General features: G+C 31.1%; 18 protein-coding genes. 4 read left to right on the top strand and 14 right to left on the bottom strand.

Annotated elements, in window-relative coordinates; translation table 11 throughout:
- Nucleotides 1-77: 77 nt before the first annotated feature.
- Nucleotides 78-1265 (top strand): cysteine desulfurase family protein, encoded by a 1188-nt coding sequence (locus tag ACXLDF_RS01550; RefSeq protein ID WP_457556730.1) that lies wholly within the window; start codon nt 78-80, stop codon nt 1263-1265.
- Nucleotides 1266-1401: 136 nt separating this feature from the next.
- Here the strand turns inward: ACXLDF_RS01550 and tusB are convergent, their stop codons facing one another.
- The 6 genes from tusB to pncB form a co-directional block, all read right to left on the bottom strand.
- On the bottom strand, nt 1402-1710 hold the full coding sequence (tusB, locus tag ACXLDF_RS01555) for a sulfurtransferase complex subunit TusB (RefSeq protein ID WP_457556731.1): 309 nt from the start codon (nt 1708-1710) through the stop codon (nt 1402-1404).
- 20 nt (nt 1711-1730) lie between these two features.
- On the bottom strand, nt 1731-2096 hold the full coding sequence (locus tag ACXLDF_RS01560) for a DsrE family protein (RefSeq protein ID WP_457556732.1): 366 nt from the start codon (nt 2094-2096) through the stop codon (nt 1731-1733).
- A gap of 39 nt (nt 2097-2135) precedes the next feature.
- On the bottom strand, nt 2136-2489 hold the full coding sequence (locus ACXLDF_RS01565; RefSeq protein WP_457556733.1) for a DsrE/DsrF/TusD sulfur relay family protein: 354 nt from the start codon (nt 2487-2489) through the stop codon (nt 2136-2138).
- A gap of 46 nt (nt 2490-2535) precedes the next feature.
- Entirely contained in the window at nt 2536-2796 is a 261-nt protein-coding gene (locus ACXLDF_RS01570; RefSeq protein ID WP_457556734.1) for a sulfurtransferase TusA family protein, read from the bottom strand.
- Nucleotides 2797-2915: 119 nt separating this feature from the next.
- Nucleotides 2916-3422, bottom strand: coding sequence for a hypothetical protein (locus tag ACXLDF_RS01575; protein WP_457556735.1), 507 nt, complete (start codon nt 3420-3422; stop codon nt 2916-2918).
- A 90-nt stretch (nt 3423-3512) separates the two neighbouring features.
- Complete coding sequence (gene pncB / locus ACXLDF_RS01580) at nt 3513-4682, bottom strand: nicotinate phosphoribosyltransferase (RefSeq protein WP_457556736.1); 1170 nt, start codon at nt 4680-4682, stop codon at nt 3513-3515.
- A gap of 140 nt (nt 4683-4822) precedes the next feature.
- Here pncB and ACXLDF_RS01585 point away from each other — a divergent pair, with 140 nt between their 5' ends.
- A complete protein-coding gene (locus tag ACXLDF_RS01585; RefSeq protein WP_457556737.1) occupies nt 4823-5353 on the top strand; it encodes an iron-sulfur cluster assembly scaffold protein in 531 nt (176 codons plus the stop codon).
- Here ACXLDF_RS01585 and ACXLDF_RS01590 read toward each other — a convergent pair.
- From ACXLDF_RS01590 to ACXLDF_RS01625, 8 genes are all read right to left on the bottom strand, one after another.
- Nucleotides 5344-5655 carry a hypothetical protein gene (locus ACXLDF_RS01590; RefSeq protein ID WP_457556738.1) on the bottom strand — a complete coding sequence of 104 codons (312 nt, stop codon included), beginning with the start codon at nt 5653-5655 and terminating at the stop codon, nt 5344-5346. The genes ACXLDF_RS01585 and ACXLDF_RS01590 overlap by 10 nt on opposite strands.
- An 81-nt stretch (nt 5656-5736) precedes the next feature.
- Nucleotides 5737-7074, bottom strand: a complete 1338-nt coding sequence (aspS, locus tag ACXLDF_RS01595) for an aspartate--tRNA(Asn) ligase (RefSeq protein ID WP_457556739.1) — start codon at nt 7072-7074, stop codon at nt 5737-5739.
- A gap of 410 nt (nt 7075-7484) precedes the next feature.
- The gene (gene truD / locus ACXLDF_RS01600) at nt 7485-8888 is read right to left on the bottom strand and encodes a tRNA pseudouridine(13) synthase TruD (protein WP_457556740.1); all 1404 of its coding nucleotides are present in this window, start codon (nt 8886-8888) and stop codon (nt 7485-7487) included.
- An 87-nt stretch (nt 8889-8975) separates the two neighbouring features.
- Nucleotides 8976-9380: a 30S ribosomal protein S11 gene (locus ACXLDF_RS01605; RefSeq protein WP_457556741.1), complete on the bottom strand. Its 405-nt coding sequence runs from the start codon at nt 9378-9380 to the stop codon at nt 8976-8978.
- 1 nt (nt 9381) lies between these two features.
- Nucleotides 9382-9939: a 30S ribosomal protein S4 gene (locus ACXLDF_RS01610; protein ID WP_457556742.1), complete on the bottom strand. Its 558-nt coding sequence runs from the start codon at nt 9937-9939 to the stop codon at nt 9382-9384.
- 17 nt (nt 9940-9956) lie between these two features.
- Nucleotides 9957-10454, bottom strand: coding sequence for a 30S ribosomal protein S13 (locus tag ACXLDF_RS01615; RefSeq protein WP_457556743.1), 498 nt, complete (start codon nt 10452-10454; stop codon nt 9957-9959).
- 198 nt (nt 10455-10652) lie between these two features.
- Nucleotides 10653-11894, bottom strand: coding sequence for a hypothetical protein (locus tag ACXLDF_RS01620; protein ID WP_457556744.1), 1242 nt, complete (start codon nt 11892-11894; stop codon nt 10653-10655).
- 136 nt (nt 11895-12030) lie between these two features.
- Nucleotides 12031-13782 (bottom strand): hypothetical protein, encoded by a 1752-nt coding sequence (locus ACXLDF_RS01625; RefSeq protein ID WP_457556745.1) that lies wholly within the window; start codon nt 13780-13782, stop codon nt 12031-12033.
- A 174-nt stretch (nt 13783-13956) separates the two neighbouring features.
- On the opposite strand from ACXLDF_RS01625, the gene ACXLDF_RS01630 reads away from it, so the two are divergent.
- Complete coding sequence (locus ACXLDF_RS01630) at nt 13957-15219, top strand: hypothetical protein (protein ID WP_457556746.1); 1263 nt, start codon at nt 13957-13959, stop codon at nt 15217-15219.
- 85 nt (nt 15220-15304) lie between these two features.
- Nucleotides 15305-15709, top strand: a complete 405-nt coding sequence (locus ACXLDF_RS01635) for a hypothetical protein (protein WP_457556747.1) — start codon at nt 15305-15307, stop codon at nt 15707-15709.
- Nucleotides 15710-15749: the final 40 nt, after the last annotated feature.

Genomic DNA, 15749 nt, shown 5'->3' on the forward strand with positions numbered 1-15749 from the left:
AAAAATCCGCATTTTTAAACGCGAACCTTTTACAATATAGCGAGAGCCTTTATAAATTGGATCTTTTTTTCCTAAATATGGAAAAAGATATAGAAAACACCTATATATATTTAGATCATGCTGCAACAACTCCTTTAGATCCATTAGTTTTTTCTGAAATGATACCCTACTTACAAAAACATTATGGAAATGCATCTTCAATGCATGGTATTGGCCAATTCACTAGAAAAGCCATTGAATCTGCCCGCCAACGAATTGCCCAATGTATTGGGGCACAACCTGAAGAAATTATATTTACAGGCAGTGGAACAGAAGCAGACAATATTGCCATCATTGGAACTGCTATGAAAATGAAGCGATATGGAAAGCATGTGATTACAACAACAATCGAACATCCAGCTGTGCGGAATTGTTTTCGAAAATTGCAGGTTGAAGGTTTTGAAGTATCTTATCTCTCTGTTGATAATGAAGGACACATTTCTGTAGATGAATTTAAGAAACTAATTCGAAAAGATACCATTTTAGTATCTATAATGTATGCAAATAATGAAATTGGAAGTATTCAACCAATTCAAGACATTGCTGAAATAACCAACCAACACGGTATTATTTTTCACACAGATGCGGTTCAAGCTTTTGGAAAATTACAAATAAATATTCAAAACGAAAAAATTGATTTATTATCTGCTTCTGCTCATAAAATTTACGGACCTAAGGGAATTGGAATGTTGTACATTCGAAATAGAGGTAGACATCCAAAAAGGGGTGTTTATATTATTCCAATTACTTATGGAGGAGGTCAAGAATTTGGATTTCGTTCAGCTACCGAAAATGTGGCAAACATCATTGGATTTGCGAAAGCAGTTGAATTATGTTATGAAAATATGGATAAAATTGAAACTCGATTGAAAAACATGCGCGATGACTTAATAAAATGGATTCTAACTAACATACCAGGAAGTTTTATCAATGGAGGATTAAATCACAGACTACCAAATAATATTAATGTTGGATTTGAAGGAATTCAGGGAACAGACTTGCTGAAAAAATTAGATCAAGAGAAAATTGCTGTATCTGTCGGTTCTGCTTGCCATTCGAAATCTCAAGATGTCTCTTTTGTGCTAACTGCAATAGGATTATCTGAAGAATCGGCAGCATCATCAATACGATTAACGTTAGGAAAAAGCACAACAACCTCTCAAATTGAACATGTTAAAAATACTTTAAAACGCTGTGTAGAAGAACTACGCTTGAAAAATAGATAATCACTCAATCATTCTTCATTAATAGGTGAATAATTAAGTTCGTTTTGAAAAATTTTTCTGATAGAAATTAAAAATACATCAAAAAGAACATTGAAAAAAATCAACTTATATTAATAGAATCTTTGCACTTGGTCGATTATAACCAAGACATCAATTTTTCTGCAGCTTCAATTAAATCAATTAAAGTTCCATAGGAAATAGGCTTGATAAATTCAAATATTTTTTCTTTTTTTATCCCTCGAGCTTCAAGATCTTCAAGTAAAACGCTAATAGTCCAACCTTGTTTATCAAAATCAATAAATTCTGATTCGCCTTTGATTGCGCCAAATACTCCATCTTGCATTAAAACTAAATGACAATCTTCCCAATTTTTAGTGAACATGAACAAATCTTGAATTTTTTGATGCTCTACTCCAGATTGTCCATATAATATTAAGTGTTTCATACATTCATTCCTCCATTTTTTTACATATGGAACACCATCGAATATTCATCGATGATTCCGGGAAGGTCGTCTTGATTTACTACAGTCAACGCTTCATAATCAATAAGATTTTCTTCTGAAAATCCAAACTGGAAAAGGTCTTCACGAACAACGACAATTGGAAGTTCAGTTAAATCGGCCATCTCTATAGCTTCATCCATAGCATCCATATTAACTCTTTCTGGATTTAGATTATTTACTAGGTTAGTCACACCAGCTTGATAAAATACTAATTTACAATCTATATCTTCCCCTAAGCCCAAATATCCTGCACCTAATCTTATCGCCTCAACACCAGAATTTGAACCAAAGGGACCATTCTTGCATAAAATTAAAACAGATTCCACTTTTTTGCCTCCATATATTTAATCAAATACAATCATGCATTAAGCATGACTACCAAAAACAATCACCTTATCTGCAGTCGCAGTTAAATTTGATAATTCACCTAAACCAGTAATATCTGCCCCTTCAATAGCATTTTCTTTATAAAGGGCATAATTATCTGCCCATGTCTGGCAAGCTACAATTGGAACACCTAATTTTTCTAAATCAAAGGGAATATTCCGCGTATTTTTCCCCAAATGAGCACCCTTTTGAATATTAAGAACGCCACTTCCAAAGAAAAATATTCCTAAGATTTCGTGGTTTTTTTCTTTTGCAGCATGTACAATATTCAAGAGAGTATAAACAGGTTGAAATTTTAGGAATTCAGTCATTACAACAAAAGCTAGCTTCATTTGTTCATTCTCCATCAATATGATTGAAAAAAAAGAAAAAATAAAATCAATCTTTTTTAATTAAAAACGTAAAAACACCATTATCTTCCTTCATCTCTACCAGGGTGCATCCTGTCTTTTTTAATAACGGAGGTATATCGACTTTTGCACCTGCATCATCAGCCACAAACTCGAAAGTTTGTCCTGAAGTCATTTTTTTGATTATTTTTTTTGTTTTCAGGACGGGCATGGGACATTTGAGTCCTTTAAAATCTTCTGTAAAATCTGCCATATAATTCACGTCATATAAGATTGTAGAAATCGACAATCGTCACCGATTCTCGAATAAAAATGCACATTTGTTCTAGTCTTAAAATAAAAGACCAAAAAATGTACAGTTAGTAATTTATTTATACAGATCTTAATAAATCTTTTTTCATTCTTTTTTCACTTTTTACTGAAATATTCAGCATAATATTGAATATATCCAGCATAAGCCATCAGCGCTTCTGGGCTTTCGAAAACAATTTGAAAAGATTGAGAATTAATTGGTAAAAAATGAATATCAGAATGAATATAACGATAATTTTCTTGAAGTAATGTCATTATTGAGTTTGCATTATTATTAGGAAATTCAATTAAAAAAATCAATCCTGATTTTGGAAAAAATGCAATAATATCAGATAATTTGAAGAAGATATTTTCTTGAAAATTTATTTGATCTGGTTGAATTTTTTTGAATAAATTACTTCGTTCTTGATATATTTTAATAATATTCTGCTCAGTTGTTCCAAAAATGATAAAACCATTATCGAAAAACTCTAAAAATAGAGGAGATCTTGCTTTTTGTAAATTTTCGTTTAAAAATCTTTCGAAACGTTGTATATACGCAATTATTTCCCGTTGAGTGGTGCTCACCTTTAAAAACATAATTTGGGAACTTGCGTCTGTCATACTCTTTTGACTGATCAATAACTTATAAATTTAAGCACCATAACCAAAAAAAAAGAAAAATTTTGAAAAAAAATAGGGGCGTTTTTAACGCTACTGTGAGGTAAAAACACGTCTCAGATAATTTAGATATTGAACATCTTCACACATTCCCTTTTCGGGAGTATCAGATATTTTTGCTACTGGTTGATGATTACAACGAACCATTTTAATAACAATTTGAATAGGTTTTGTTTCAGGAAAATCATTTGTGAGATTGGTGCCGATACCAAAAGATACACCAATCCTATCACCAAAAGTGGTAAGTAAAGATTTTGCCCGTTCAAAATCCAATCCATCAGAAAAGATTACAACTTTTGTTTTAGGATCAATATTTAGATTTTGATAATGTTTTATGATTTTTTCGCAAGATTCTATAGGATCTCCGCTATCTTGGCGCACCCCATCATATAACTTCGCAAAATATTTATCAAAATCCCGCAGAAAGGCATCGATTCCTAGGGTATCAGACAGTGCAATACCTAAATCACCTCGATATTCATCAACCCACTTTTGAAGCATGTATTTTTGACTATCGACCAAGCGTACACCTATTGCTTGACCTGCTTGAATGAATTCATGAGCCATCGTCCCTATTGGCTTAATATCAAATTCTTTTGCAAAGAACACGTTACTGGTTCCCACAAAATTTCGTTTGTTAATTTTTGATTGAACCAAAATTTTGAGAAGATTTTGCTGCCATTCAAAAGAAAATCGACGTCGGGTACCAAAATCTGCAAATCGATACTTATTTCCGAGAGAATAAGACAACTCAATCTTTTCTTGAAGTCGAGCAATGGCTCCATCATAATCAGGTTTTATTACATGGTGGTTAAAATAAATTTCATTTACAATAGCTAAAATAGGAACTTCAAATAAGATAGTCAAAAACCAAGGTCCTGCAATTCTAATTTGTAGTTCCTTATCTTCCTCATAAATTTTAACGTGTTCACGATTAAGTTGGAGTAATTGTAAGAAATCAATAAAATCCTTTTTAATAAAAGGAAGACTTTGTAAGTATTCCAATTCATCTTTTGAAAAGCGTAATTTACAAAGAAAATCCACTTCTTCTCGAATTTCATCAATATATGGAAGAAGATTAACTTCAGGAGTGCGACATTTAAATTTATATTCAACATCAATCTCTGGAAAGTGGTGCAGTACTACCTGCTGCATGGTAAATTTGTATAAATCATTATCCAGCAATGAATTAATTATCGGCATAATGAACACATGAAAAATAATTGTTTTATTTACAAGAAATTTAATATTTAGTAATAGATGGAAGGAACTCCTTATTAACTGTGTGTGCTAGAATTATATTGGGTATATTGCTAATAAATATATAAAGTAATGGAATAAAAATGAAAAAGACGGAATCAAAAAATAAAAAAACTTCATTAAATTCACCAAATTCATCAATCTTAGAAGAAGATGATTTCAATTTATTTGTTTCAGAATTACAATTGAAGATCGATGAAGAAAATAGGAAAGATTTTTCAAAACATGCTTTAGAACTTGGTGATAATCCTTATCACCACCAGATTCCAGAAAACTCTGAAAAAATGATCCAAGGTGAATGGAGAGGACCTTGTGGTGATTCTGTGCGTTGGTATCTTGATATCAAAAATAATTCCCAAAAAAAACCCTATATAAAGGCAGCTTATTACACTACAGATGGATGCACAACAACATCTATTGCGAGTTCCCAAACAGTATTATTGGTTGAAAATCTAACAATTTCACAAGCCCGTGAAATTAATGATGACATAGTTCTCAAAGCTTTAGGAAATTTTCCAGAAAAAGATCATCATTGTATAACACTTGCATTAACTTCCCTAAATATAGCTTTAGATAATTTTGAAAAAAAAATCAATAAGAAGGTTCAAAGATAACCTTCTTCGTCCATTTCATCTATTTGATAATAATATTGCTTCAAACTATCTTTTGCTTCTTGCCACTGTTGTTCATCTCCGCTGAGCAATGCATCTAAATGCTTTTCAAGCATTTTCATAGCAGCTAAACGCTCTCTTGGTGGAACTTTATTTAAACAAATTTCTAAATCAACAAGATCATAAATTCCTATAGATTGTAGAATATCCCGCGTAAGATCTCGATCAGGATATGAAAGTTTTTTAAATTGAGCAATTTTTGCTATAATTGCTTCTTTATCTAATTTTTGAGCTATTTTACTCACCTGTTATCCATGAACTTTTATTATTAATCATAATTTAAAGAGATCCAAAAGATATAAAAAAAAATGTAGAGTAAAGAAAAATTAAGGATCAAGACGATCAGGAGTGCGGGGATACATGACACATTCCTTAATTTGATCAACACCTGTAATGATTTGAAGCCACCTAGCGACACCCATACCTAAACCAGCATGCGGAGGCATTCCATATTCAAATGCTTGTAAATGACTTTTAAAACTTTCAGGGTTAAGACCTTTTTCACGTAGATTTTTCTCTAACAAATCTCGTTCATGCACTCGAGTACCACCAGATGCCAACTCCAACCAACCTTTTTGAAGATCAAAGCCATGACTTAAAGTTGGATTTTCAGGATCATAGTGAATGTAAAATGGTTTAGATTCCATTGGCCACTTGACGATGAAATAATATCCTGGAAGAAGAGAATCCAATTTTCGATAAGCTTCTGTAGAGATATCTTCACCAAATTCTATTTTTATTCCTAATTTTTCATCAAGCATCTTAAGAATATCTTCATAAGTGTATCGAGGTAGAGGTAATTCTGGAATTTCAAATTTTTCCCATTGATTTAATTTTTTCAAATCTTCACTGCATCTTTCTTTAATTTTTGTTAAAACATGAACTACCATTCGCTCTACCATTATTAAAACATCGGTGTAATCTGCAAATCCCATTTCCATATCGATTTGATATATTTCACAGAGATGCCGGTTTGTAAAGGATTTTTCTGCCCTAAAACATGGCCCAATTTCAAAAACTCGCTCATAAACGCTGCATAATCGTTCTTTGTATAATTGGGCGCTTTGTGATAAATATGCATCTCGATCGAAATATTTGATTGGGAACAACTCAGTCCCTCCTTCGGTGGCGCTACCAATGATTTTAGGTGTAATTATTTCAGTAAAATGCTCTGATATCAAGAAATTTCGTGTTTCTTCCAATAATACAGACTGTATATGGAAAATTGCTAAATTTCGGGGATGTCGCAGATCTAAAGCCCTGTGATTTAAGCGAGTATCCAAGTCAGACATCGTTTTTCCAGTCATATCTAATGGAAGTTGTTCAACTGCTGAATTCATAATACGAATTTCTATTGGAATCAATTCTACACCATGAGGTGCTTTAGCAAATGCTTTCAGACTTCCTCGAATAATAACTGACCATTGATGACCGATGGATTTCATTTTTTCAAATAATTCATCGCTAATAACTCCTTTTTTAGCAGTTACTTGAACTTGTCCGTATTTATCTTGAAGAACCATAAAAATCATGGCACCGAGTTTTCGGACTCTAGAAACCCATCCGGCAACAACTACTTCCTGATCGGCTAATTTCGGGGTTAAATCATTTGAAAAATGTGTTTTTCGAAGATTGCCGAGAGGCTCATAAATTTTATTACCCATAGATCTCTCAATGAACATTATTTCATTAACTTTTTCATCATTTTTTATCCTTTATCATCTTTTTTCACCTCTTTCAACTTTTGAACTTAGTGAAAAAATCGTTTAAAGCATGATTTTGCCTCTATTTCCTATTCTCTAGTTGAAATCTCTCCTATAGGTAGACTTTTATTTTAATTACTAACTATAATTATAGATTCTGCAAGTATTTTTTTTAATGAAGTTCAGAAATCTTGTTTGTCTAAAAAAGATTTCTATTTTAAAATCTCAATTAGAAATATTGCAAGATATCATATCTTTTATTATTATTTGCTATTTTAATCTGAGATTTTTGAAAATTCATGTTTAGTTTCTTCACTAATCTACACTGATGAAGTACTAAGAAATTTGTAAATATCTTTGGTGACTTTTTTTTATTCTAAATCAATAAAGTGTTTTCGTAGCTCTGCAAGCAACATAGTAGCATAAGTGCCTTTTGGGAGAGAAAATTCAAGCTTTACGCCATTAGGATCCAATTCGGGATATTTATTTAAGATATAAGCCTGCTGGACTTTTAAGTTAGTGGGAAAATTGTTTATAGCTCGAAACGTTCCCTCAAAAAGAAATAATTTAGGAAATTTATGATCAAAAAAATCTAATGGAAATTCATGCTTTTCCAATAAAGATGAAAAAATTGGCTTAAAATAAGAAAATTTTTCTAAATCTGTTTTGTAACCTATAATTGGAGCTACAACTGCAGCACGATGATGTTTAAACGCCTTAATAATATTAGGATCATTCCAACCATCGCCACCATGATATTTATAAAAGATTAAAGAAGGATGTCCTTTTGGATCTTTTAATATTGAGACAATATCACCATTTACAGGTTTGTGTAGAAAGTTATTGCGCTCTAATCGTTCGGATACTGCTAAATTGAACAAATAAGATTGATATGAAGATAAAATTAAATTAATTAGAGATGGTGGTAGACTTAAAATAGCCCCTTTGTAATCATTAGAATGGTGATTTAAATATTGAACCATTCTTTTTTCATAATGAAGAGAGCGTGGTAAATCATCAGACCAAATACCATTCTGAGCATTTTCTGCCAATTTTTTCCTTGCTTCTCGAATTTTTTCGTACTCAAGTGGATATATTGTAAATAAAAATTCTTCAACTGCCTCTTTGTATTGGTGACAGAATAAATATCGTCCTACCAAATGAGAATTCGGTCGATGTTGTCCGAATCGCTGCATCCCATAATAGTTGGGGAATCCCCGCTCATTTATCTGATCTGTCCATTTTGTTATAATCGGCTCGATTTCAGAAAAAGGTCGTTCGGTATGTCGAATGTTAATTGTAAAACGATTTCCCCATAATCTTCCTAGTTTGACGTAATGACGACTAGGCGCGATTTGACAAATATCAATATTAGGATGCCGAAAATGGTATAATTTTTCTATAAAATCACCACGAACAGAAAATCTTTGAGAAGTAATAGCTGTATGATCCTTAATTCCTGCCCATTGAATATCATATTCAGAAACATGTAAAAAATCTCTAATAACTTCTGCGGCATAAATTGTATCTGTATTTTTTTTTATCACTGTAAATTGAGTAAATTTACAAGAAGTCGTAAAAGTGAGATCTTGAGAAAAAGATTCTCTTGTAGTTAAAACTTCACCATTTGGAAGTATTTCCTGAACAATAAAATCTGCGATATCTTCCTTAATTCTTCCACCTATTGGAGGTGTATCTGTTGTAAATCCCCTGATGCCAACAAATCGACGCATTTGATCGTATATATTTCCATTCACAGTTGGTGAAAATGCCATAGAAATTCCGAAATCTCCTAAAACTTGATCACTAGAAATAAGAATAAAAAAAGAAAAAGGAAAAGGATAAACGATTTTTATATTGATTTAAACTCGTCGACCACGACGACCACCCGCTCGCCGGGTTCCATCATGTGGTAATGGAGTCACTTCCTCAATTCGCCCAATTCGCAATCCAGAACGTGCCAAACCACGAATTGCTGCTTGAGCACCAGGTCCAGGAGTTTTAGCACCCCTTCCTCCAGGTGCACGCACTTTAATGTGTATTCCACCAATCCCTTTATCTTTTAAAGTCATTGAAGCACGAGACGCCATTGACATTGCAGCATAAGGTTTTGCTTCATCTCGATCACTTTTAACAACCATACCTCCTGATATCCTAGTTATTGTTTCAGCTCCACTTAAATCGGTAATTGTTAAAATTGTATCATTATAACTTGCGAATAGATGAGCTACAGCCCATTTCATTCTTCTAGATGTAGATTTTACCATATTAATCTTCCTCCGCTCCAGCTACTTCTTCAGATGCTTTATCTTTTCTGGCAGCTCCGCCCCAAATCTTGCTGGCATCAATTTTAAAGGGTGAATTTGCAGCATAATCAACTTGATCATCCTTTTTGACTAAATATGAAGGAGAATCAATAATTGCCCCATTAACTGCAATATGCCCGTGAGTCACGAATTGTCTGGCTTGTTGAATGGTTTTTGCCAAGCCATTTTTATGAACTATTGTTTGTAGTCGTCGTTCTAAAATGTGCTCCACTGTCAGTGATAAGATATCATCTGTTGTGGCATCCGCACCAACTAAACCAAGTTTTTCCAATCCAGAACGGATTTCTGCAAATCGCTCTTCTCTTATCCTATCTGGTAAAGTACGATTGGCTCGAGCTAATTGTCGATAATGTGATAATTGATATTTATGCTTGCGAAACTCTTTTTTATTTCTTAAGCCATATTTACCCAAATAGGTAAATTCCTCTACAATTCGATCTTTCTCAAAAGGATTGTTAGGAGTAGCATACTTCTTTTTTAATCGTCGTGGATCTCCCATAATATTCACCTATTTAATTATTTTCCACCTTTAAGGTTTTTTCTCATATATCCAACGACAAGACCATGGCGACCGGTGGTTCTGGTGCGCTGACCCCGTACTTTCAATCCATACATATGGCGGATACCCTTCCAAGAGCGAGTACGTTTCATCCGATCTAAATCCATCTTTGTAATAAGTTCTAAATCATTTCCTGTTATATGACGATACTCGCCTGTGCGTAAATCTTTTTGACGATTAACCATCCATTTAGGAATTCCATATTTTACTGGATCGCGGATAATTTCTACTAATTTTTCTTGTTGTTCTTCTGTTAACAGTCCAATTCGCATATTAGGATCGAGTCCACTAACACGAATGATCGCGGTTGCCAACCTGCGTCCAATTCCCCGTATCTTTGAAAGTCCAAATTCAAGTCTTCTATGTCCTTCAATAGATGTTCCAATAATCCGCAGGAGATTTTGGAATTCTGGGGTTTTTTGATAATATTTTTTATCGAATAAGTTTTCAGGCATATTTATATTCCCCGCGCGATTAGTTTCGCAAGATAAAGAATATTGCATTGAATTTAGAATTTGCGAAAAAATAGTGTAATACAGCATGGATAACACGAAATTAAAAAAGATTACCATCTTTGCTAAAATCAACGAATATAAATATTTTGATTCTTATAAAATAAAAAAGAAGATTACAGATAAAATCCCTTAATTGTATTAAGAAGGAATAATTACTTTTAATTTAATTTCTTGGTCTGTTTCCTTTTTTACAGCTTCTTGCAATTCTTCACGTTCAGATTTTACTTTGTTTAATAATTCTTTGTAATCGCGCCTGTATCTTGCAACGTCATTTTCAAAATGCTCTAAATCAACTGTAGCAATGGAAATTTTTTCTTTTAAATCATTTCTTTGTGACTCAAGACCTTTAGATTTCATTATTTTTCGAATTTCTTCCTTTTTTTCTTCCAATTCCAAAATTTTCTGTATTTCATGTTCAAGAGAGTTATTTGAAACAATATCATTAATATTTTCGATAACACGTGTTTTTAGATCTGATTTTAATTGCAGATAATCCTTTTCATCTTCTAACATTATCCTAGTTTTGATTAAAAGTTGACGTAGATGAGGAATTTTTGGTCCTTCACTTAATATTGCTGCAACAGAATCCTTTAAGTAAGGTTTAAGATCAGATTCAGAAATATCGCGAAGAGAAATAGTGCCTTTTTCTAAATATTTTTTCATTTTTTTAAAAGCTTTTTTAAATTTGAGTTTTTCCCTAAATTCGCGTTTTGCAATTTCCAGTTCATGTTCAATTGTTTGGAATTTTTGTAAATCTGGATCTTCGTTGAGTTTATCCAATTTTTCTTCCATATCTTTCAATTTTGATTGCATAGATTCAAATGTAGATTCTAATTCATCTAATTTCTTTTTAGCTATTGCTAAACGCTCAATATTGTTTTGTAATAAGGGAATTCGTTTAAGTAAACTTTCTGCTTCTTTTCCATCTTTGTAATTTTTCAACAAGAATTTGTTAATTTTTTGACTGTAATTCCCAATTTTTCGCAGATGTAGATCTATTTCTTTAATTTCAAGTTTAAATTGTTTATAAAATCGTCGAATTGTCTTTTTTCCTTGTGAATTATAAATAAAATAAACTTTCTTAACGCCATCATTAAATTTTTGACACGTTTCATAAGAAATGGAATTGTGAATAGTTGGAATTTGCATTTCATCAATTGAATTTAACACAGTATCAACAAAACGCTCCATGATCTTCTGTGTTTTCTCATCTAGTTTTTCTTCGTCTTTTTCAGGTTTATAAGAACGCCAAGCTTTTAAAGCATTCTTAGCTTGAGCAACTTCATCAGCAATTTTAGCAAAAATTTTGGATAGGAGCTTATGTTCACGCTTAAATCGCTCTTGTAATTGTTCTAAATACCAAGATTCCAAATCTACCAAATTCACTTCGAACATTTTCAACGATCAGTTTGAATAATTAAGGAGAATATATAAAACTAATTTACACTTAATCACATTTTGAGAAAGACAAAAAAAATTTAGATTTCAAGTGTTAAAACTAAAAAATAACAAATAATTATTCAGATTCTTTGATAAACTTACGCAATGCATCCATATCTATTCCCAAATAGCCTTGCTCAGCATATTCTTTTGCACGGATTCGGTTCATTGATTTATCTTCATCACTGATAAAAAGAATCCCTTTTTTAAGAAAACCATCTATATAATTTTGAAAATGCATTGTATCACTAATGAATTCATCAGATGGTGATTCTTCATATGTTTGAATTATTGGATTTCCGTTTTCATCTGCTTTCATACCCTTCATTCCTACAAAAAGAGCACCTAATGTTGCAATAAAGGGTAATTGATGAGCCATATCGCTCATTTTTAAAAAGGCTTGAATATTCTTCATTGATAAATATTCTGATAGTAAATCGATATTAAATCCAAAACAACCACTATAGTGGGTTTGTAGTGTAGTTTCAATACCTTCTTTTATTGCTTTAAGTCTTGTAAATTTATCGGTGGGAGACTTGCGGAATAATTCCTGATAATCTGCAGTATTAAGTAATTTCATAGAATATTTTCCTTCATCATAACTCATTTCAACTAAAGCCTCATATGGTTTAGTTTCATCTTCGATATTATCTTGAAAAGTTACAATAAGGATCTTTTTAAAATAACGGGTAACAGTTTTGAATGCATTTGAAAATTCGGTGATACCTGTTCCTAATTCTAGTCCAAATAATTTCAAAAAGGAATTAATTAAAGAATCAGGATAAAATGTTGCTGAAAAGACAATTTCAAATAAATTTGAGAAAAAAGCAAACATTCCCATATCAGATTCACGAAACCGATTAAAATGTAATTTAAAATTTTTCATATCTAATACAGCAGTTCTTAATCCTGTCCTTTCATAAACTTTTCTCCCTATATCCAGTAGTGACAACTCTGGTTTTAACACTTCTTTAAATAGGTGATTTGGAAGCGCGGCAATCTTCATACGATTGTGATCCACCATTAATTTTACTCCAAATAAAATCTTTTGATGGTCTTCAGAAATTAGAATCATATTCATTAAAAGATCATCAAGCAGAGTGGTAACAATAATTAACCATTGTTGAATATCAACATTATTCCAAGATTGAATCCATTTTTTCAAAGTTTTCAAATGAGATTTATTATGTATATTTTGGGAAATAATGTAATATTGTATATTAGCTGGATCATCATTGAATCCTTCTAAAATATAACCTTTCCACCGTAAAATTTTAGAAATTGCCAAAAGAATGTTAGTGTTGAAGGAAGGAAGGTTTAATGATGCAATATCTTCTTTTAATGTCCATGGTATTATTATACTCTGTACATTTAAATATCCATATTTTGCTGAGAAGTATTCTTTTATTAATTGGTTAATTGGTTTCAGTTGTTTGATAGAAGTTTGAAGTTTTTCGAAAAATTCACTTTTTTCTTGAAATTCACTTATGAATTCTACTTCAAATTCTAAAAATGATTTTAATTCCCCCTTTTCATCTTCATCAGTAAATTTATCAATATGAATTATAAATCCATCAAGAATATTCATAGACTTATCGATCAAAACAATAAGATTATCCTTAAATGGCTCTTTTTCATAGAAATAATGTAATAGATTGTAAACTTGGGTTAAATTCCATGAAATAGGTAATCCAGAATACAAAACCTTCGGAATAGTTACTTTTTCAAATGGATTTAAGGCAATTCGGTTAAATATCTGAATAGATAGCTCGACGGTTCTATGGAATTTCTGAATTTCATTCAAACTTAAACATTTTTCCTTTAACATTAAGCTTTGGTTATTTGAACTCTATAAAAAAACTTATTTTCATTTTCTTACTCAAATTATAGAAATGATCAGAGAAATTTTTACTAAAAAAAGTTTTTAAAAATGGAATTTATGTAAAAATAGATAAATACAAATTTTTACAAACATTTTTGTAACTTAATGAATTTTGGTGATATGAAAATAAAAATTCCCTCTGAAATTGAAGAACAACTTATAAAAGACTATAATATTCTATTAAAAAATCCCAAACCAGAAGAAGAAGAACGAATTCATGATGAATTGTTACAAATATTTCAAAAATTATCTGAAAATTTATCTCAAGATTCAGAAATAAGTGTTAAAAGCGAAGTTATTCTTGAATTAATTCGTTCATGGGATCCTTTAGATTACTGGTTTGTCGAACTACCAGAATTACCAATAAAATTGAGAAATTTCCTTATTTCCTTTACAAATTTTCAAGTACCTAATAATATAAAGCAACTACCTACAACAGAAGAAAAAAAATTAACTTCTCTTATTGGTCAAAAACCAGATAACAAAGAAACTAATCAAGAAGGGGAAATAGTCGAATTAAAAAGCACATTAGATGAAAATGAAAATGTAAATGAGAATATGTCAGTTAATTTTGAAGAATCAAATCGAATTAATAAACGAATAGAGATTCTTCAAGAAAAAATGAAAAAATTGCAAATTAATGCAGTAAAAAAGTTAAAAACTCCTTCTCTTTCAATAGAAAACTTAAATAGATACAATGAAAAACAAATTAAACCTAAAAATGAACGGTTAAAACCACCAGTTCTTAAATTATCCCCTCTTATTTCATCTACATCAGAAAAAATAGGAAAAGCGAGTACACTCCCGAAAACATTTTCTGATGAAAATCTAGTACAAGAAGATTTCCAAAAAGAAAATGAAATTCAAAATACTATAAAAAATCAAAAAGAAGAGAAAAAGCAAGAAACCAAAATAAATCAAGAATTTATATCAAAACAAGAACAAAAAATTATTCAAAAAGCACATATATCACAAAAAAATCACATTAAGACGTATAATAAAGCAGAAATCGAGCAAATTTTAGCATTAGAAGAGAATAATCCAGCAGGTTCCTCAATATTGACTCAAATTTTCGTAAGGAAAATTGATTCGTTCCCTCATCCAGATATAATCATTAAAGATGAATTTGAACCAAGAAATCCAGTAATTATAGACAAAAAGACCAACAGCGAACAAGATCCTGAAATTTTATATCAAGAATTAATTCGGTTTAGAGCAAAAGTTTTTTATCTTCAATTAAAGCAGCAAAAAATTACTAAAAATGCTCAATCAGGAAATATATCTGAAGCACGATCTCAACTTTATATAAAACAAAATAAACAATTACTAACAGAATTAGAAACCAAAATAAAAAAAATTGAAAAAGCTCTTTTTTCATCTTAAATTTCTAACAATTGTTGTATAAATTAATTTCCAAAAGGTTTTTTTTAATTATTAAATTATTAATTTGATAGAGGAAGGAATCACTATGTCAAAAACTGAATTTATCACCGCATTAGAACAAGCATTTGCCGAGGGTATCCCCTTTATTGATTATACTGAATTTTATACCTACGCTTTGATTCCTAAGGGCAGCCAATACCTTGAAATTTCATATGATTTTGAAGACCATGAAATTATGGAAAATAGAACTTTAGATCCAATTAAGGCATATAATAATTTTTGTGAAGAAGTAGAAAAAGCTTTAGCAGAAGAACTGGAACTCTTTTATTTGAACAAATGGCGTGATTTTAAAGCAAGTCTTTCAGGTGATGAGTCAGAAAAATTACCAAAATTAATTGAAGAATTAGTTAAAAATTCTGATACATATGGAAAAGATATTCCTATTATTAAATCACCCGAACAATTAGCTACTTTAAAGGAAAAGTTATAAATAATTACTCTTTTTTAAATATCTCTATATATTCATCTAT

This window comes from Candidatus Harpocratesius sp. (genome assembly GCF_054039255.1).